The organism is Providencia zhijiangensis (assembly GCF_030315915.2).
GTDB lineage: Bacteria > Pseudomonadota > Gammaproteobacteria > Enterobacterales > Enterobacteriaceae > Providencia > Providencia zhijiangensis.
Genome location: NZ_CP135990.1, coordinates 740,625 through 759,516, shown reverse-complemented (window position 1 = coordinate 759,516; position 18,892 = coordinate 740,625). Strand labels below are relative to the sequence as shown.

At 41.6% G+C, this 18,892-nt stretch carries 15 protein-coding genes; 3 read left to right on the top strand and 12 right to left on the bottom strand.

From position 1 onward, the window contains the following. Positions 1 to 127: 127 nt before the first annotated feature. The 3 genes from QS795_RS03305 to QS795_RS03295 form a co-directional block, all read right to left on the bottom strand. Entirely contained in the window at positions 128 to 1,912 is a 1,785-nt protein-coding gene (locus QS795_RS03305; RefSeq protein WP_286272144.1) for a SmdB family multidrug efflux ABC transporter permease/ATP-binding protein, read from the bottom strand. Continuing rightward, the gene (locus QS795_RS03300) at positions 1,909 to 3,654 is read right to left on the bottom strand and encodes a SmdA family multidrug ABC transporter permease/ATP-binding protein (protein WP_318626849.1); all 1,746 of its coding nucleotides are present in this window, start codon (positions 3,652 to 3,654) and stop codon (positions 1,909 to 1,911) included. The genes QS795_RS03305 and QS795_RS03300 overlap by 4 nt, the downstream gene beginning before the upstream one ends. 84 nt (positions 3,655 to 3,738) lie before the next feature. After that, positions 3,739 to 4,200: an Lrp/AsnC family transcriptional regulator gene (locus QS795_RS03295; protein WP_036953928.1), complete on the bottom strand. Its 462-nt coding sequence runs from the start codon at positions 4,198 to 4,200 to the stop codon at positions 3,739 to 3,741. Positions 4,201 to 4,429: 229 nt separating this feature from the next. On the opposite strand from QS795_RS03295, the gene queC reads away from it, so the two are divergent. Continuing rightward, positions 4,430 to 5,131, top strand: coding sequence for a 7-cyano-7-deazaguanine synthase QueC (queC, locus tag QS795_RS03290; RefSeq protein ID WP_154602727.1), 702 nt, complete (start codon positions 4,430 to 4,432; stop codon positions 5,129 to 5,131). Between the two features lie 54 nt (positions 5,132 to 5,185). Here queC and QS795_RS03285 read toward each other — a convergent pair whose 3' ends face one another. The 9 genes from QS795_RS03285 to bolA form a co-directional block, all read right to left on the bottom strand. Beyond that, positions 5,186 to 5,614 (bottom strand): acyl-CoA thioesterase, encoded by a 429-nt coding sequence (locus tag QS795_RS03285; RefSeq protein ID WP_036953922.1) that lies wholly within the window; start codon positions 5,612 to 5,614, stop codon positions 5,186 to 5,188. 213 nt (positions 5,615 to 5,827) lie between these two features. Beyond that, positions 5,828 to 6,199 carry a ComEA family DNA-binding protein gene (locus QS795_RS03280; protein WP_286272167.1) on the bottom strand — a complete coding sequence of 124 codons (372 nt, stop codon included), beginning with the start codon at positions 6,197 to 6,199 and terminating at the stop codon, positions 5,828 to 5,830. Between the two features lie 163 nt (positions 6,200 to 6,362). Beyond that, positions 6,363 to 8,231, bottom strand: a complete 1,869-nt coding sequence (gene ppiD / locus QS795_RS03275; protein WP_154602728.1) for a peptidylprolyl isomerase — start codon at positions 8,229 to 8,231, stop codon at positions 6,363 to 6,365. Between the two features lie 173 nt (positions 8,232 to 8,404). After that, positions 8,405 to 8,680, bottom strand: coding sequence for a nucleoid-associated protein HU-beta (gene hupB / locus QS795_RS03270; protein WP_181478026.1), 276 nt, complete (start codon positions 8,678 to 8,680; stop codon positions 8,405 to 8,407). Positions 8,681 to 8,918: 238 nt separating this feature from the next. Then, positions 8,919 to 11,348, bottom strand: a complete 2,430-nt coding sequence (gene lon / locus QS795_RS03265; RefSeq protein WP_154637982.1) for an endopeptidase La — start codon at positions 11,346 to 11,348, stop codon at positions 8,919 to 8,921. A 233-nt stretch (positions 11,349 to 11,581) separates the two neighbouring features. Then, complete coding sequence (gene clpX, locus QS795_RS03260; protein ID WP_286272137.1) at positions 11,582 to 12,859, bottom strand: ATP-dependent protease ATP-binding subunit ClpX; 1,278 nt, start codon at positions 12,857 to 12,859, stop codon at positions 11,582 to 11,584. 117 nt (positions 12,860 to 12,976) lie between these two features. Beyond that, positions 12,977 to 13,597, bottom strand: coding sequence for an ATP-dependent Clp endopeptidase proteolytic subunit ClpP (gene clpP, locus QS795_RS03255; protein ID WP_006657219.1), 621 nt, complete (start codon positions 13,595 to 13,597; stop codon positions 12,977 to 12,979). A 498-nt stretch (positions 13,598 to 14,095) separates the two neighbouring features. Further along, a complete protein-coding gene (gene tig / locus QS795_RS03250) occupies positions 14,096 to 15,400 on the bottom strand; it encodes a trigger factor (protein ID WP_154602731.1) in 1,305 nt (434 codons plus the stop codon). 339 nt (positions 15,401 to 15,739) lie between these two features. Continuing rightward, positions 15,740 to 16,078, bottom strand: coding sequence for a transcriptional regulator BolA (gene bolA, locus QS795_RS03245; RefSeq protein WP_154637981.1), 339 nt, complete (start codon positions 16,076 to 16,078; stop codon positions 15,740 to 15,742). A 263-nt stretch (positions 16,079 to 16,341) separates the two neighbouring features. On the opposite strand from bolA, the gene QS795_RS03240 reads away from it, so the two are divergent. Beyond that, on the top strand, positions 16,342 to 16,923 hold the full coding sequence (locus QS795_RS03240; protein WP_286272136.1) for a YajG family lipoprotein: 582 nt from the start codon (positions 16,342 to 16,344) through the stop codon (positions 16,921 to 16,923). Between the two features lie 184 nt (positions 16,924 to 17,107). Further along, a complete protein-coding gene (gene ampG, locus QS795_RS03235; protein ID WP_318626843.1) occupies positions 17,108 to 18,634 on the top strand; it encodes a muropeptide MFS transporter AmpG in 1,527 nt (508 codons plus the stop codon). The last annotated feature ends 258 nt before the right edge of the window (positions 18,635 to 18,892 follow it).

Below are 18,892 nucleotides of genomic sequence, written 5' to 3'. Positions count from 1 at the left end.
CCGAAAAAAGTAAGTCATTACTACTTTAAAACAAGAAAAGCCTCAACTAGATAGGAACTCCTAATTGTGAGGCTTTTCTTATTTGGTAACCTTATCAATTCCATACAAACCAGTCAGTGAGTACTAACTAAACTAATAATGCTTCCGCAGCCGCTTCATCACGAGAGTTCAGCGACTCGCCCACTTGTTGTAATTGATACATTTGGTAATAGCGGCCTTCCTGCAGGAGAAGCTCAGCATGATTTCCTTGCTCAACGATCATTCCTCGATGAAGAACAACAACTTGGTCAGCATCCACAATCGTCGATAAGCGATGAGCTATCACCACCAGCGTAGTGTTTCGACGAATAACACGTAACGCCTTTTGAATTGCCTGCTCAGTACCAGAGTCTATATTCGCGGTCGCTTCATCCAATATCAGAATTTTCGGTGTTACGACGAGTACTCGTGCCATCGCTAATAACTGTCGTTGCCCAACGGATAAAGTGTTTCCTTGCTCACCTAACAACGAATCTAATCCATCAGGCAATTCACGGACATGCTGAGCTAATTGTACAGTTTCAAGGACTTCCCACACTTTTTCTTGGGAAACATCGCGCCCTAGTGCCACGTTATCAAAAAATGAAGCTGCGAGTACTACTGGGTCCTGCTGCACCATAGCAATACCATTTCGTAATACTTGATGGGAAAGTGAATTTAAATCTCGTCCATCCAGTAAAATTTCCCCTTCCTGCCATGGGTAATACCCCATGATTAAGTTTGCAATGGTACTTTTTCCACTTCCCGTGTGCCCAACGAGTGCCACAAAATGGTGTTCTGGGACGGATAAATTAATGTCATCGAGGACTTTTTTATCATCCCGATAAGCAAAAGAGAGGTGTTTTATCTCAATTGCCCCTCCCTGTAATGGCGCAATATTTTCGCCATAACCTTGCTGTGGGCTATCCATCAATTCAAAAACACGTTCACCGGATACAACCGCTTGTTGCAACATGGATTGCTGAGATGTTAGCTCAATTAATGGTTCGTTTAAACGACCTAAATAATTAATGAAAACATACAAAACCCCGACACCCACAGTGCTAGTACCGTCAAATCCAAATAGTAACAATAGCCCACATAGCACACAGGCAGAGAACAAACTCAGCAGTGGTCTGAGTAATAGTCCATCTAATTTCAATGCTTTCATTCGGGAATGATAGTGATCTTCACTTGCTTCCAGCATTTTTTTGCCAAATCTGGCTTGCTGTAAAAATTGCTGGATAACCGTCATACCATTAATGACTTCATTGAAACCATTATTAATATCTGCAAGATAGGCCCTAACACGGCGCACAATTGGCGTGCTAAGTCGCTGATAAACCAACATTACAACCAGAACCGCTGGGAAAATGAGTACCGCAATGGATGCCATTCGCCACTCTAAAGAAAACATGGCGACTAGCATGGCACAAATTAATGCCAAACTGCGAAAGATTGTTGGTACAACCATAACAAACAAATCTTTGATCACTTCAGTGTCGTTGGTAACACGAGAAATAATCTGCCCCACGGGTTGCTTATCAAAAGCACTTAATGGCTGGCGCAGAGCCGCATTCATCACATCGGTCCGTAGATTTTGCACCACGCCAACTGAAGCTTGATTAAACAGAATTTTTTGATGGTAATGAAGAAGTGCAGCAATGATTTGCAACGCAATAAACCCAATCACCATATACAGCGTTAGCGGCATAATGATCTGTTTTTTCGCCACCATATTGTCAATAAAGTAGCTAATCAGTAAGGGCCCACTAACTTCTGCGGCAGCAGCCAACCATAGCATGGTAATCGCTACCCCCATGGTACCGCGGTAAGGTTTACCGTAAGATAATAAGCGTTTTAATGCTGGCCAAAGCGGCTTTCTCTGGCTCATAGATCACCGTCCAAAGCAGCTTCGATTTGCTGATAATGATACATATCGCTGTACCAACCAGATTGCTGGGAAAGTACTTTATGAGTGCCTTTGGCAACTATGCCACCATGGCATAGTACAAGAATATTATCGGCATCTACCAAGGCGGATAGTCGATGGGCGCTAATGATCAACGTTCTCCCTTGCCTCCAACGACTCAAATTCTGCAAAATGGTGTGCTCTGTCTGCCCATCAACCGCAGATAACGCATCATCTAAAATAAGAATTTCTGCATTTTGTAAAATTGCACGGGCTATGGAAATCCGCTGTTTTTGCCCCCCTGAAAGCATAACGCCACGCTCTCCCACCTGGGTTTGATACCCTTCTGGTAGACGTAAAATATCTTCATGCACACAAGCCACTCGAGCCGCTTCTTCTATTTGCTCCATTGTTGCATTAGGCTGCCCAAGAGCGATGTTGTTTGCGACCGAATCAGAAAATAGGAATGGAGATTGATTCACTATTGATAACCTTGCCCGCCACTCATCGAGTCGAATATCTGTCAGTAATTTATTCTGATAAATAATCTCACCGTCATTCACATCAAAATGACGTTGTAATACAGTAAGTAATGTCGATTTTCCCGACCCCGTTGGCCCACATAATCCAAGGAATCCACCTGGTTTTACGTTGAACTGGATATCATGCAAAGCATGGCGCTGGGTTTCAGGATACGAAAATGTTCTGATATTGACGTTTAACTCGCCTTTTTCCGCAAGCAAGCTTTGACTACCATCTTTAATCACTAATGGCTCGTCTAATAAGCTTAAAATCCGGCTATACGCTGCACTTCCTCGTTCAACAATGTTAAACATCCATGCAAGAGCAAGCATCGGCCAGATCATCAGCCCTAAATACATCACAAAGCTGGTAAGCTCACCAAGGGTTAATGTGTCATTCAACACCATCCAGCTTCCACCCGCGATGGCTAATAAGTTTGCCATTCCAATCGCCATAAAAATGGTTGGGTCGAAACGAGCATCAATCTTCGCGACATGCATATTTCTTCGCCCAGCTTCAGTGGCAACTTGCTCAAATTGATTGGATTGATGGTTTTCAAGACCGAATGCTTTGATCATTCGGATACTGGTTAAGCTCTCTTGTGCATGGTTATTTAACGATGAAAAAGCACCTTGTGCATGTTTAAAACGGTGATGAAGCTGGTCCCCATAACGCTTAATGACCAGCGCCATAATGGGCATCGGGATCAATGCAAGGAGTGTGAGCTGCCAACTTATTTCTATGCTCATCATGATAAGGACCGCACATCCCATCACCAAGGAGTCAACAAGAGTTAAGACGCCTTCACCTGCAGCAAATACCACACGATCCACATCATTTGTGGTTCGTGCGATAAGATCTCCCGTGCGATATTTCAAATAAAATGGCTGATTTTGTAAGCTAAGCTGCTGATAAATTTGCTGTCTTAATCGGACAGCCAATTTGTAGGAAGCGCCAAATAGCCATAAACGCCAAACGTAACGCAACCCATAAACGGTTAAAGCAATTCCGAGCATGGATAATACGTATGTCAAAAGCTGTTGATTCGTCATCGACCCTTTGCTAATACCATCCACTATCACACCAACAAAGCGCGGTGGGATCATTTGTAGAATAGCAATGACCACAAGAAAACAAATCGCGCCAACATAGCGACGCCATTCGCTTATAAAATACCAACGTAATTGTGAAAATAATCGCACGTATTACTGCCTTGAATGATGTTAGTGACTGCTTGCTTTATTATTAGGAACTTTGTGCTCTTCCGCTAATGTGTGACTTGCTGATTAGTCAGGAATTGGCAACACGGTTGTGTATTTTATTTTTTCCATTGCAAAACTGGAAGTTACATCAATTAATCCATGAACGCCATTGACCAGTTTCTTATAAAATAGATCATAGGATTTCATATCATGAACTTCGACTTGCATCAGATAGTCATACTCACCGGCCATGCGATAAAACACTAAAACTTCTGGTAATTTTTCTACAAATGAAACAAATTGCGCATACCATTCGCTATTATGTTGTTGGGTTTTAATCATGACAATCACCGTCAGCCCCAACCCCAGCTTTTCACCGTCTAATAGCGTGACACGTCCTCGAATATATCCTTCGTCTTCTAACCGCTTAAGTCGCTTCCAGCACGGTGTCGAGGTTAAATTGACGGCTTCGGCTAATGAGTTTAATGATAGGCTGCTGTCATTTTGTAATAAGCAAAGTAGTTTTTTATCTATTTTATCCAGCATGTTTAGCCCCTGAGCGAATCTTATTATCAGCAAAATTTTATCATGATGAAATAATAAAGCTGTTACGAATTGCTAGTATTGTAGAATAACTTTGCATAAATAACCGAAACATAGCATAAATTGCTTAAGTTAGAGGTTGAAGGTACAAAAACAGACTGTTCATTCTCCTCTTGGCTCGTTAACATAGGGCTAAATTAATATCCTCATTATTTAATCTTAGGAGAGACTCATGAAACGTGCTGTTGTTGTCTTCAGCGGAGGGCAAGACTCAACAACCTGCCTAATTCAAGCACTCAAATATTATGATGAGGTTCATTGTGTCACCTTTGATTATGGTCAACGCCACCGCTTAGAAATCGATATTGCACAAAAGCTCAGCCTACAATTAGGCGCAAAAGCGCATAAAGTTCTCGATGTCACTCTGCTTAATGAGCTAGCGGTTAGTAGCTTAACCCGTGATAATATTCCGGTTCCTGACTATGAAGAGAGTGAAGCCAGCGGGTTACCAAGCACATTTGTACCCGGACGTAACATTCTATTCCTAACACTTGCCGCTATCTATGCCTACCAAGTTAAAGCGGAAGCAGTGATCACTGGTGTCTGTGAAACTGACTTTTCAGGTTATCCCGACTGCCGTGACGAGTTTGTCAAAGCGCTCAATCATGCAGTTAGTCTAGGCCTAGCAAAAGACATTCGTTTCGAAACACCACTTATGTGGTTAGACAAAGCGCAAACTTGGGCTCTTGCTGACTATTATGGTCATCTGGAGACTATCCGCACTCAAACTCTCACTTGCTACAATGGTATTCCTGGTGATGGCTGTTCCGAATGTGCAGCCTGCCATTTACGCAGCAAAGGCTTGAATTATTATCTTAATAATAAACAAGCCGTTATGGATTCATTACTCAAGCAACTCAACGCAACGAAGTAATTCTAAAGGCCAACCATGGTTCGTGTTTCCTGGTTGGCTATACTGCTAATTTGCCTATACTTCGATAAAAGCATCTGTTTTATTTTTCAGTGACTCAATTTTTTCTCGGAGTTCATCCTCGATCACCATGGCTTTATTAACTTTACCATCAATGAAGACAAACGTGACGTACGCATCGGATACCACTTCATCAACCCCATTACGATGGCGAATAATTTGTTGGTAACAAACAGCACTCTTCACTCCGATTTTATCCATTCGTGAAATGACGGTTAGCTCATCGCCCAACCCAACGGCTTGGAAATAGTTAACATTAATATTCACGGCCGCCATAACTATTCTATGCTGGATAGCCCATTCAATAAGATTAGCTTTGCCCATCCAATCCCATCTATCCGCTTCATAGAACTCTAAGTACCGAGCATTATTGACATGCTGAAAGACATCAATGTGATAACCGAGCACTTTTATGTGTATTGCCATAACTACTCCGACCAGTCGAATTATTTGATAACATAAAAGTAACAAATATTTGAAAGGGCTGCTGAAAAAATATCACTAATCAGACTTAGCTCTCATATTCGTGCTTTAAATTAAATTTAATAGTATAAATATTACCCATAATTTATTTTTAATCTCATAACACGACTTTCTATTTCCTAAAAAATAGCCCACGTTGAAAGTGGGCTATTTGGCTTATAGAACAAGTTTATTACGATTTTTCTCTAAAAATGCAGGTCCAATTCCCTGCACTTCAAGGATATTTTCAACCGTATTAAAAGCGCCGTATTTTTCTCGGTATTCCACTATAGCCTGAGCTTTCTGCTTACCAATTCCATTGAGTTTCCTCGCTAATTCTTCTGCAGTGGCTTGATTAATGTTCACTTGGTCTGGGGATGCTAAACTCGCCACGTTTTTTACTTCATCACTATTTTGAGGCTGTACTATCGCTGCTACCGATTTTTCAGTTTCTGCTTTCTTGACTGCTGCAAATACAGATAAAGGGCATAACATTGCCACCATTAACACTGTCCCTAATCCTTGTTTAATGCTTTTATTCCATTTCATCATTGTTCTCCTATGTGTGTTGAGACATCACAATGCCAGAGAACTTTTCCAAAAACTTTTCTTCGGTTTATACAATGCGAAAGGCCACCCAATGGGTGGCCTTCTATTACAGAGATTACAATTTTAGTTGCGAAGCGCTTCGCAATTATTCCATGCAAATAACTTATTCTAAGCTTTGCACTTCAATTTTTGCATTCGCGCGTAAATTCAGCATCAAGGCTTCATTCACCGCTGAACTCATTGCGCCACGATATTCGTTCGATAACTGGCTCAGTTCATCAGCGGTTGGCTGACCTAAAGTCACTTTATCTAATTGAACAATTAGCAGATTATCTTTTTGATCATAAGCGATTGCATAAGTTGGCTTACCGTCAGTTGGTGGTGTCATTTTCATCGCAACGTCAGTCACATCCGTTGCAGGTGCAAGGAATGAAACTGTTTGAACAGCGCCAAATTGGGTGTCTGCAGCTTTCAATGCTTCATCACCTTTACCCGCTTGTAACTCTGCCAGTAATTTCTCACCATTCGCTTTTAATTGAGCAGATGCTTTCTGACGCTTAACTAATGCTTCGATATCCGCTTTTACTGTTTCGAATGGCTCTGTTGATTCCGCTTTATAGTCAGTCACACGCAGGACAAACGCACGGTCCCCTTCAACGTTGATCACGTCAGAGTTGATACCTGTTGTGCCTTTTTTATCGACTAAACGGTCGCTGAAAACTTCATTAATGACTTTCGGGAAATTCAGTTGTGCCGGTGGGTTTTGACGATCAAACCAGCCAGTAGTCGCCACTTTCAAGCCAGAAATGCTTTCAACTGATGCTAATGATTCATTGTCATTAGTCGCAGCTTCACTCACTTTCTGTTGTAAATCGTAAAATTGTTTGACGCTTTTATCTTGGACTAAGCTAGTTTCAATACTTGATTTAACGTCATCAAAAGGCTTAATCGCTTCTGGCTTAACATCATCCAAACGGAATAAGACATAATTATCTTGGACTTTTATCGGTGCAGAAACTTGACCTTTCTCGGTTAAATTCGCACTGATGATTTCACTTGGTGTCGATGTTGCTTCCATCCAGCCAATCACACCTTTGTTACCTGCACTGAATTTATCTGTGGATTTTTCGGTAGCTAACGTTGCGAAATCAGCACCGCCTTTCAGCTCGGCTTGTAAAGCTTGCGCATCTTTTTCTGATGCGACTTGAATCATGCTATATAGCTTTTGTTCCGCTTTAGTGAAATTCTTCAGATTTTCATCATAGTAAGCTTTCACTTCTTCAGCCGTCACAGATGCTTTTGGCATAGATGCCGCATCCATTTCTACATAGCTTACTTGAACTTGTTCAGGAGAAATGAAACTGTTTTGATTTGCCGCGTAATATGCTTTTAATTCATCTTCAGAAACAGTTTGTTTAGCTTCTAGCGCAGCTAACGACAAGCTTGCTGTACGAACTTCACGCTCTTGCATAAACAATTCTGCATACGCTTTTACTTCTGAAGGCAGAGCAAATTCTGTTCCGGTGAACGATTTACCTAATTGCGCGCGAACTAAATCTTGGCGAATTTGTGCCGCAAAATCATCTGCATTAATATTGTAACGTTTTAAAATTTCGCGGTATTTCTCACTATCAAAATTCCCATTCGTTTGGAAAACTTGCATAGCAAAAATAGCTTGCTCAATTTGTTGGTCGCTAGCAGAGAGTTGTAATTCATTAGCGTATTGGTTAATCAATTGATTATTGATTAAGTTATTCAAAGCTTGGGTACGCAGCTCTTTCATGTAGTTGTCATTACTTGCAACTTCAGAGAATTTATCTCCTAAGTATTCTTGTAATGACTGGCGCTCTTGCTGGAAAGCTTGCTGTAATTGTTCCTTGCTTATTGGCTGTCCATTGACTTCAGCAGCATTATTACTTGAGCCACCAATCACATAGCCAGCAACACCTGTCAGCACGAATGACAAGATAATAATAGCTAACAACACTTTAATAAAAGGACTGTTCGCCTTCGTGCGTAGATCTTCCATCATAAAAAGGCTTAACTCCGCTTTGCTTTGTTGAATTTCTTAATATTACGCTAATTTTAACTCAGATAGAAAAAAAAACGCACCATTTCCATGGCGCGCTTATATATTAGCTGATTAAAGACATTACGTCAGTTTGAGTTTTCGCAAAAATGCGTGAAAGACGAAACTAAACTCAATTAACCGTTAACTGCGTCTTTAAGACCTTTGCCTGCACGGAATGCAGGAACTTTTGCCGCAGCGATTTTAATTTCTTTACCTGTCTGCGGGTTACGACCTGTACGTGCTGCGCGTTGACGTACATTAAAAGTACCAAAACCAACTAAAGTAACATCATCACCTTTGCTCAGAGATTTCGTTACAGAAGCAACGAAAGCGTCGACTACGCGACCTGCTGCGGCTTTAGAAATATTCGCTTCTGCAGCGATTTTTTCAATCAGTTGAGACTTATTCACTATTATCATCCCCATATTAGTTTTGACTTTATCGGTTAATTAACCAACTACAGTATAGTTAACATTACTAAGTATAGTTAATTAATGATGCAGCCGTTATATCAATCCTGAATATTAATGGCAAGAAAACAGATAGCACGCTAACCATTATCAGAATCTTCGCTAAAGTAGCGACGAAAAAAAAGACTGACAAGCCCTAAATTAGCTGTCAGCCTTAATTTTATACAAACTTCTTGATTCAGCTCACTCTTTTAGCTTTCTTTTGGACCACTTCAGCCCCAAAAGGAGGATTGACTAATGCTAATGAGAGGACTTCTTCAATTGTCTTAACAGGATGGATTTGCAAATCAGCAATCACATTCTGAGGGATTTCTTCTAAATCACGTTTGTTATCATCAGGGATAAGAACTGTTTTAATACCACCACGATGAGCTGCCAGTAACTTTTCTTTCAACCCGCCAATTGGTAATACTAACCCGCGTAACGTAATTTCACCGGTCATCGCCACATCCGCTTTTACAGGGTTACCTGTTAAGCAAGAAACCAGTGCCGTTGACATTGCGATACCCGCACTTGGACCATCTTTCGGTGTTGCCCCTTCTGGTACGTGAACGTGAATATCACGTTTTTCATAGAAGTCACCATTGATACCCAGTTTTTCTGCACGAGCGCGTACCACTGTCAGTGCAGTTTGGATTGACTCTTGCATCACTTCACCCAGAGAACCGGTGTAAGTTAATTTACCTTTACCCGGTACACAGGCAGTTTCTATGGTCAGTAGATCACCGCCCACTTCTGTCCATGCTAAGCCAGTCACTTGCCCTACACGGTTTTCGGTATCAGCATGACCGTAGTCAAAGCGACGAACACCTAAGTAATCTTTCAGATTATCTGCCGTGATCTCAATATGCTTCAGTTTTTTATCCATCAGCAGCGCTTTCACTGCTTTACGGCACAGTTTAGAAATTTCACGTTCTAATCCACGCACACCAGCTTCACGAGTGTAGTAACGAATGATGCTCATAATTGCGCCATCATCGATAGATAATTCACCTTTTTTCAAGGCATTACGCTCGATTTGCTTAGATAGTAAATGTCTCTTAGCAATATTCAGTTTTTCGTCTTCGGTATAACCAGACAGACGGATCACTTCCATACGGTCTAATAATGGTGCAGGGATATTCATCGAGTTCGATGTCGCCACGAACATCACGTCAGACAGGTCATAATCAACTTCCAGATAATGGTCGTTGAATGCAACGTTTTGCTCTGGATCTAACACTTCTAACAGTGCTGATGCAGGATCCCCACGCATGTCTGAAGACATTTTGTCGATTTCATCCAGTAAAAATAGTGGGTTTTTAACCCCAACTTTCGCCATTTTCTGGATAAGTTTACCCGGCATTGAACCAATATAAGTGCGGCGGTGACCACGGATTTCTGCTTCGTCACGAACCCCACCCAGAGCCATACGGGTATATTCACGCCCTGTCGCTTTCGCGATAGATTGTCCCAGAGACGTTTTACCAACCCCTGGAGGCCCGACTAAGCATAAGATTGGCCCTTTGATTTTACTAACACGGCTTTGAACCGCGAGGTATTCAAGGATACGATCTTTAACGCGCTCTAAGCCATAGTGGTCTGTGTCGAGCACTTCTTGCGCTTTCACTAAATCTTTTTTGACTTTGCTGCGCTTATGCCACGGAACCTGAACCATCCAGTCAATGTAGCTACGAACCACAGTCGCTTCAGCTGACATTGGAGACATCATTTTCAGCTTCTGCAATTCAGCTTCGGCTTTTTCTTGTGCCTCTTTTGGCATTTTCGCTTCTTCGATTTTACGTTTCAGCGATTCGTTTTCATCTGGAGCATCATCCATTTCGCCAAGTTCTTTTTGAATCGCTTTCATTTGCTCATTCAAATAGTACTCGCGCTGGCTTTTTTCCATCTGTTTTTTCACGCGGTTACGAATGCGTTTTTCAACTTGCAGTAACTCAGTTTCTGATTCCATCATTGCCATCAGGAACTCAACACGCTCAGCAATGTTTGCCATTTCTAAAACGCGCTGTTTGTCTGCCAGCTTTAACGGCATATGTGAAGCAATCGTATCAGCCAGTTTATCTAGCTGGTCTTGCTCAATCGCATGCAGTGAAGTCAGAACTTCAGGTGGAATTTTTTTGTTCAGTTTGATGTAGCTTTCGAACTGGCTGACGATAGTGCGATATAAAACCTCTTGCTCTTTTTCATCAACCAATTCCGCAGTGCTAGGTGCTTTTGATGCGTCATCGTAGATAGCCGCTTTCGCACCATCATTCGCTAGGTATTCAGCTTGTGCTAAGAAATACTCGCCGTTATCAGTCAGGCTAGTAATACGAGCACGGCGTAGTCCTTCAACTAACACTTTAACGGTACCATCAGGTAGTTTCAGCATCTGAATCACAGACGCAATTGTCCCAACAGTAAATAGATCATTCACCCCAGGTTCATCGGTTGAGGCTTCTTTTTGCGCAACCAGCATCACTTGCTTATCATGATCCATTGCTGCTTCCAGACTGTGAATGGATTTTTCACGTCCAACAAACAGTGGGATCACCATATGTGGGTACACCACTACATCACGCAGAGGCAATACTGGTATTTCAATGCGTTCGGAACGCTCTGGATTCATAAAGCTCTCTCTTCGTTTAGCACACGCCAGTTAAGGGTTTCTGCTTATAACAGAAAAAATTCTTGTAAAACACTGCGATATAAACAGCGTTCTTTCAAAATAAGGAAACCACAACTAAGAATATAAACTATATGGGGACAAGATTTTAGCATTCAATGGTTAGTTAAGCATAAAAAACAAAATGAGGGTTACCCCTCATTTAATTTGATTACTTATTGAACACAGACAAGAAATTAATTATCGCCAGAGGCTTGAGCATCTGGTTTGCTGTAGATTAACAGCGGTTCTGACTGTTCATTAATCACATTTTCATCTACAACCACTTTTTCAACATCACTCATTGAAGGTAGATCGTACATGGTATTAAGTAGAGCAGCTTCGACGATCGAACGTAAGCCACGAGCACCGGTTTTACGCGCCATCGCTTTTTTCGCTATCGCCGTTAATGCTTCTTCACGAAACTCTAATTCAGTGCCTTCAAGGTTAAACAGAGCTTGATACTGTTTAGTCAATGCGTTTTTCGGCTCTTTTAAGATTTGAATCAGTGCTTCTTCACTCAGTTCAGTCAATGTGGCAACCACAGGTAGACGACCGATAAACTCTGGGATCAAGCCAAATTTGATGAGATCTTCAGGCTCCGCTTGAGTGAGTAATTCACCTTCAGTTGCCTTCTCTGATTCACCTTTAACTTGCGCCGCAAAGCCAATACCTGAACGAGTATTCAGACGCTGGCCAATAACTTTATCCAACCCTGCAAATGCACCACCACAGATAAACAGAATTTTCGAGGTATCAACCTGTAAAAACTCTTGTTGTGGATGCTTGCGGCCACCTTGCGGCGGAACCGCAGCTACGGTGCCTTCAATCAGTTTCAGTAATGCTTGCTGCACCCCTTCACCTGATACGTCACGCGTGATGGATGGGTTATCGGATTTACGAGAAATTTTATCAATTTCATCGATATAGACGATACCGCGCTGAGCTTTCTCAACATCATAATCGCATTTTTGTAGCAGCTTCTGGATGATATTTTCAACGTCTTCACCCACGTAACCCGCTTCAGTTAATGTGGTCGCATCCGCCATAGTGAATGGCACATCTAAATAGCGAGCTAACGTTTCCGCTAATAGCGTTTTACCACTACCTGTCGGGCCAATGAGCAGAATGTTACTTTTGCCTAATTCAACACCATCGCTGGTTTTATCGCCATTACGTAGACGTTTGTAGTGGTTATAAACAGCAACCGCTAACACTTTTTTCGCTTTTTCTTGACCAATAACGTAGTCGTCAAGATGCTGTCTGATTTCGTGGGGAGTTGGCAATTCACTACGATCGCGATGCGGAGCCAGTTCTTTGATCTCTTCACGGATGATGTCAAGGCATAAATCCACGCATTCATCACAAATATAGACTGACGGACCGGCAATCAGCTTACGCACTTCATGCTGACTTTTTCCGCAGAAAGAACAGTACAGCAATTTACCTGCCCCCTCTTTGCGTTTATCTGTCATCAGTAGACCTCACTTATATTTATAATGCCTTGTTTTATCAGGCTTACGCAGTAAAACAAGGCAAGAAATTTTCAAAACCTTTAAGATATAAATTAATTATATCAAAATATTCGCAAATTAACGGCTGGTATAAATATGATCAACTAGACCATATTCTTTAGCTTCATTTGCTGATAAGAAACGGTCACGCTCTGTGTCGCGACTAATTTCTTCGATGGATTTCCCAGTATGTTGGGCCATCAATTCATTCATACGCGATTTCACTTTCAAGATTTCTTGAGCGTGAATTTCAATGTCTGTCGCTTGTCCTTGATAGCCACCTAATGGTTGGTGGATCATGACGCGAGAGTTTGGTAAGCAGAAACGTTTACCTTTTGTACCTGCGGTTAATAAAAACGCACCCATTGAGCACGCTTGTCCCATACAGATAGTGCTCACATCAGGTTTGATAAACTGCATGGTGTCGTAGATTGACATCCCAGCAGTGATCACACCGCCTGGTGAGTTGATATAAAGTTGAATATCTTTTTCTGGGTTTTCTGCTTCAAGAAATAGCATTTGAGCGACAATTAAGTTCGCCATATGATCTTCAACCTGACCGGTTAGGAAGATAATACGTTCTTTTAAGAGACGTGAATAAATATCATATGAGCGCTCACCTCGAGAGGTTTGCTCGATAACCATTGGCACAAGTGCCATTTGGGATGCTAACTGCTCCTGACCGCCAAAATGTGACATCGAAATCTCCTATTAAAAACTTTCTGGTGCTTGCGCCTAATTTGCTGTCTGTCCGCCATTTTGGGCAGGGATCGTGCTACAAACAATATTTCTCAAAAACAATATTTCTAAAAAACACTCTTTCGAAGTTAGTTGTGTCTGCCTGCTTATGCTCTTCGCTTACTTCATTATTTTAGTCACTTTTTAAAATATTGGTTAAAAAGTCGCTAAAGAATTAAGCCAGAATACAGTTGAAAACACTGCGGTAGGCAAGACGCTCTGTTAAAGAGTTTAACACAAGTCTATCTAGTTACACGGTTTTATACTGTCGAAAAATGTGTTCCACACAAAAATCCCAACATCATCTAGCGAACGATATCTTGATGACTCTTATTATAATTAGGGTTTAAATGTAATTTTCAAGATGATTTGCACAAAGTCTAAATATTACGACGCTAATTGACAAAAAACCCGCAGTGAAACACCACGGGTTTTGCTTTGTACTGCTAAAAAGAAAAATTAACCAGCTTGAACTTGGTTCATCAGCTCAGTGAAGTTAGTTTCTTTTTCAGTTACTTTCGCCGCTGCCAGAATAGTTTCTACAGCTTGCTCTTCTAATGCTAAGTTACGAACACTGTTCATCAGCTCTTCATTTTTGCTGTAGTATTCGATAACTTCTGATGGATCTTCGTAAGCAGAAGCCATGTCTTCGATCAGCGCTTTAACGCGATCTTCGTCAGCTTTCAGCTCGTTAGTACGGATAACTTCGCCTAACAGCAGACCAACAATTACGCGACGTTTAGCTTGTTCTTCGAACAGTTCACGTGGTAATTCCATCGCTTGTTTTTCGTTGCCACCAAAACGCTGCGCAGCTTGACGACGCAGAACATCGATTTCACCATCAACAACTGCTGCTGGGACTTCGATTTCGTTAGCGTTAACCAGACCGTCCAGAACTTGCGCTTTAACACGGTTACGAACTGCATTTTTCAGCTCACGTTCCATGTTTTTACGAACTTCTGCACGCAGACCGTCTACTGAACCGTCAGCGATACCGAAACGCTTAACGAATTCTTCAGTAAATTCTGGCAGTTCACGTTGTTCAACTTTCTTCAGAACGATAGCAAACTTAGCCGCTTTACCTTTCAGGTTTTCTGCATGGTAATCTTCTGGGAAGTTAACTTCGATATCGAATTCTTCACCCGCTTTATGACCAACAACGCCTTCTTCAAAGCCTGGGATCATACGACCTTCACCCATAACCAGTGCGAAGTCTTCAGCTTTACCACCTTCGAATTCTTCACCGTCGATAGAACCTGTGAAGTTAATAGTGATACGTGAATCAGCAGCCGCTGCATCTTCAACTTCTTTCCACTGTGCTTGTTGCTTGCGCAGAGTTTCCAGCATGTCGTTGAGGTCTTCGTCTTTCACGGTTACTGCTGGTTTTTCAACTTCGATAGTTTCAAAACCTTTTAATTCGATTTCTGGGTACACTTCGAACTCAACCGCGTAAACGAAGTCTTTACCGTCTTCGAACATTTCTGGCTTGTAGCTTGGCGCGCCAGCTGGGTTGATTTTTTGTTCAATGATTGCATTGATAAAGTTACGTTGCATAACATCGCCCAGAACGTCTTGCATTACAGACGCACCGTAACGTTGTTTAACGATATGCATTGGTACTTTCCCTTTACGGAAGCCATCAACACGGACTTTCTTAGCAACATTAACCAGCTCGCTATTCAGCGCTTTTTCAATATCAGTGGCAGGAACGGTGATTGTTACACGACGCCCAAGGCCTTGAGTCGTTTCAACAGAAACTTGCATCTTCTTACCTCAAAATAAATCTTAGTGATCGGTCTACTCCAGAGTTATGCCATTAAATCATAATGGCAATCTCCCTTCCAGAACCGGGGGCGTTACTTTCATAACGGTCATCCCTGATATCAGAAGCGTCCCGAAACCTTACTGAAAATTAGACGCAGCATTATACCGATGCATGCGCCCTGAGTCGAGAAAAGCCGATAAAAGAAGCGATCATTCCTCTTTATTTGTGACTTTTCTGACTAAAAATTCATTTTTCTCTCTCAAATTGAGGAAAAAACGCTCACTTACAGCAACTCGATAAACACACTATTGATATTCATGTGTCATCAAGACATTTGATTAGCGATTCACACCACCAACACCACGACAAGCAGGCGATTTTAGCGCTGTACTCGCTAATTCATCCCACTCTTTCGGAGTATAAGTGTGTAAAGCTAAAGCATGGATCCCACCTGCAAGCTCGTCAGCCAAAATAGCATAAATTTCACGGTGACGACCAATCATACGTTTGTTTTCAAATTTATCACTGACTAAAACCACTTTGAAATGGCTCTCTGAACCAGGTAACACATTATGTTGATGACTTTCATTAATCACCTCCATATGTTCAGGTTCAAATGCAGACTGTAGCTTTTCACTCACGCGAGACTGCATAGTTTGTGGCATATTGGCCTCCATAGAGACTCCTAAATTAATTAAAAAATGCGGCGGCACATTTGAAAAAAAATCACCCAATCACTCTGCTGGCAACTATCTTCTTATTATAGAAATAGCGGATAATAGCATCTACATTATTGAAACTATGGTCTGGGAATACAAAATGTTCATCAACTGCACATTTATGCGAATTTTTTCTCAAACTGTTGTCTAATAGTGTGAGTTGTTGCACCCCGAACCATAACGGAACATTTTCAATTAGGAAAGATGAACTGGGAAGAATTATGTTAAGAAAACTGTGTTTTCCACTTTTTGCGTTATTTCTATTAGCGGGCTGTACTGCACCGTCTAATACGCTGTCCCTCGAACCTAAGATTGCATTACCAGCCAAGAACCCGACACTCAATGCGACTTCAATTAGCGTGAGTAGCATTGATAACCGTACAAATCGCTCATTGGCTGAAATTAATCGAAATGGCACTTTAGAGGTACTTAATCCCTCTCGCGATCCGCGTTACCTAATGCAAGAAGCGGTAGAAAAGCAGATGGCCGCTCGTGGTTTCATGGTGACTTCTCCCGCCAATATCAACTTAGTGGTTCAATTAAACAAATTGAACACGCAAGTGAGCGAAGGAAGTTTACGTCATAATATTACGGTTAATTCCAGCGTTGTCGTTAATGCTACCGCGCCAAATGGCTCAACCAAAAGCCGGACTTATAGCCGTAATTACAATACCCAAGGAGCATTAGGCGCAACTAATGAGAAAATTGCTGCGGCGATTAACCTTGCTTTAAGTGATTTAATTTCAGATATGGCAAAAGACCAAGAACTGGCCGATTTTATCAGACAAAATTCACGATATTAATCGCGTATCAAGAATGATTTCATACTAATATCATTCTGGTTCATCAGAGATTAGCCAAAAGCAGTCTGCTTTCTCCTACGAACCCAAGTTATTTCTTTAATACTAATAGCTTGGGTTGTTTTATCTTTCTACTGCGCCATTCTTCGCGCAACGTAATACACCAGCATCAGGCGATGAGGGAATAATGCCACGTTTTACACTGCCCAGATTTACACTGCCCAATAATGTTACCTTAATTTTACTGGGATTCGTCTCAGGGTTGCCCTTGGCATTAACCGCTGGAACATTACAAGCTTGGTTAACCGTTGAAAAAATTGACATTAAAACCATCGGTTTCTTTTCTCTCGTCGGTCAGGCCTACGTTTTAAAATTTCTATGGTCCCCCATGATGGATCGCTATACGCCTCCATTTTTAGGGCGTCGCAGAGGGTGGTTGTTAACAACACAAATTTTGCTTGTTATTAGCATTGCAGGCATGAGTTTTATGAACCCGTCGGAACATCTTTGGTGGTTAGCTGCGCTAGCAGTCACTGTAGCCTTCTGTTCCGCATCCCAAGATATTGTCTTTGATGCCTATAAAACAGATTTATTAAGCGCAGAAGAGCGAGGTATTGGTGCAGCAACATCTGTCATGGGCTATCGCATCAGTATGCTGGTTTCTGGGGGATTAGCTCTTTGGCTTGCTGATAAATTCTTAACGTGGCAACAGCTTTACTTAGTCATGGCAGCCCTGATGTTTATTGGGATATTCGCAACACTTTTTGCGAAAGAGCCTCAAGAGAATACCGCCCCACCAACTTCGTTAAAAGATGCTATTTATGAGCCACTTGCCGAGTTTTTTAGCCGAAATAACGCATGGCTGATTTTGTTGCTTCTCATCTTTTATAAGATGGGAGATGCTTTCGTTATGGCGCTAAATACTAACTTTTTACTCAATGCTCTTGGCTTTAGTTTAAGCGAGGTGGGTACAGTAAATAAAACCGTTGGTATGGCGGCGACAATCATCGGAGCCCTATTTGGGGGGTATCTGATGAAAAATATGAGCCTATTTAAAGCATTATTCGTCTTCGGTGTTCTCCAAGGTGGTTCGAATATTGGCTACTGGTTCCTTGCAGTAACACCGCCAAATATTATCAGCATGGGATCCATTATATTCCTCGAAAATATCTTTTCAGGAATGGGAACTGCGGCATTTGTCGCCTTGTTAATGACCTTATGTAATAAGTCTTTATCGGCCACCCAATTTGCCTTGCTTTCAGCATTATCAGCTGTAGGCCGTGTCTATATCGGTCCCGTCGCAAGTATTTTTGTCAGTACCTATGGCTGGCCAATGTTCTACTTAATTTCCATTGGTGTTGCAGTACCGGGGGTTTTATTGTTACTCGCTTGCCGAACTTCGTTGTTATACACCCAAGATACGGGAGAGTTTCAACGCAGAGAGTTTTTCCCTCGAGAATATAAAATCGCGGTTTATGTGCTAATGGCAGCAGCATCTATCCTGGCAGTTTGGTTGATTAGTTTACTAATCACATCATTTGCAGGGGTGAAAGTTTACTTGTTTACTTCCCATACATCCCTGTGGTTAGCGCTCCCGACTTATCAGAATCTCATATTTAACATAGGTATAGCCATTGGCGCTATCAGCCTTATTGTTGGTGGAACCCTCGACTTCCTCGCTGTCCGTAAAGCCATAAAACATAAGTCACTCTGATATTTCAGATTAATTTTCATTCTATCAAGTTCACAACCTCCCCAAGTTAAACTAATTAATTTGGGGAATCTCTCCTTTTTTATCAAATTAGATCTCTCTAGCAAATATCGCTTAAAGATTGATAAAAATGTGATTTTGATCACCCATTCTCTGAAATTGATTTTTTAATTACAAATTGAAAGCTTAATATCTCACATGTTTGAGGATGGTTAGTTGACAAGCTAAAAATTTGCGTAACAACTAATTTTTATTAATACA

Excerpts from the sequence above, each read along its gene's own strand:
- QS795_RS03305 (WP_286272144.1), bottom strand. The coding sequence starts at position 1,912 with ATGAGCCAGAGAAAGCCGCTTTGGCCAGCATTAAAACGCTTATTATCT.
- QS795_RS03295 (WP_036953928.1), bottom strand. The coding sequence starts at position 4,200 with ATGCTGGATAAAATAGATAAAAAACTACTTTGCTTATTACAAAATGAC.
- queC (WP_154602727.1), top strand. The coding sequence starts at position 4,430 with ATGAAACGTGCTGTTGTTGTCTTCAGCGGAGGGCAAGACTCAACAACC.
- QS795_RS03285 (WP_036953922.1), bottom strand. The coding sequence starts at position 5,614 with ATGGCAATACACATAAAAGTGCTCGGTTATCACATTGATGTCTTTCAG.
- QS795_RS03280 (WP_286272167.1), bottom strand. The coding sequence starts at position 6,199 with ATGAAATGGAATAAAAGCATTAAACAAGGATTAGGGACAGTGTTAATG.
- ppiD (WP_154602728.1), bottom strand. The coding sequence starts at position 8,231 with ATGATGGAAGATCTACGCACGAAGGCGAACAGTCCTTTTATTAAAGTG.
- lon (WP_154637982.1), bottom strand. The coding sequence starts at position 11,348 with ATGAATCCAGAGCGTTCCGAACGCATTGAAATACCAGTATTGCCTCTG.
- clpX (WP_286272137.1), bottom strand. The coding sequence starts at position 12,859 with ATGACAGATAAACGCAAAGAGGGGGCAGGTAAATTGCTGTACTGTTCT.
- clpP (WP_006657219.1), bottom strand. The coding sequence starts at position 13,597 with ATGTCACATTTTGGCGGTCAGGAGCAGTTAGCATCCCAAATGGCACTT.
- tig (WP_154602731.1), bottom strand. The coding sequence starts at position 15,400 with ATGCAAGTTTCTGTTGAAACGACTCAAGGCCTTGGGCGTCGTGTAACA.
- bolA (WP_154637981.1), bottom strand. The coding sequence starts at position 16,078 with ATGGAGGCCAATATGCCACAAACTATGCAGTCTCGCGTGAGTGAAAAG.
- QS795_RS03240 (WP_286272136.1), top strand. The coding sequence starts at position 16,342 with ATGTTAAGAAAACTGTGTTTTCCACTTTTTGCGTTATTTCTATTAGCG.
- ampG (WP_318626843.1), top strand. The coding sequence starts at position 17,108 with ATGCCACGTTTTACACTGCCCAGATTTACACTGCCCAATAATGTTACC.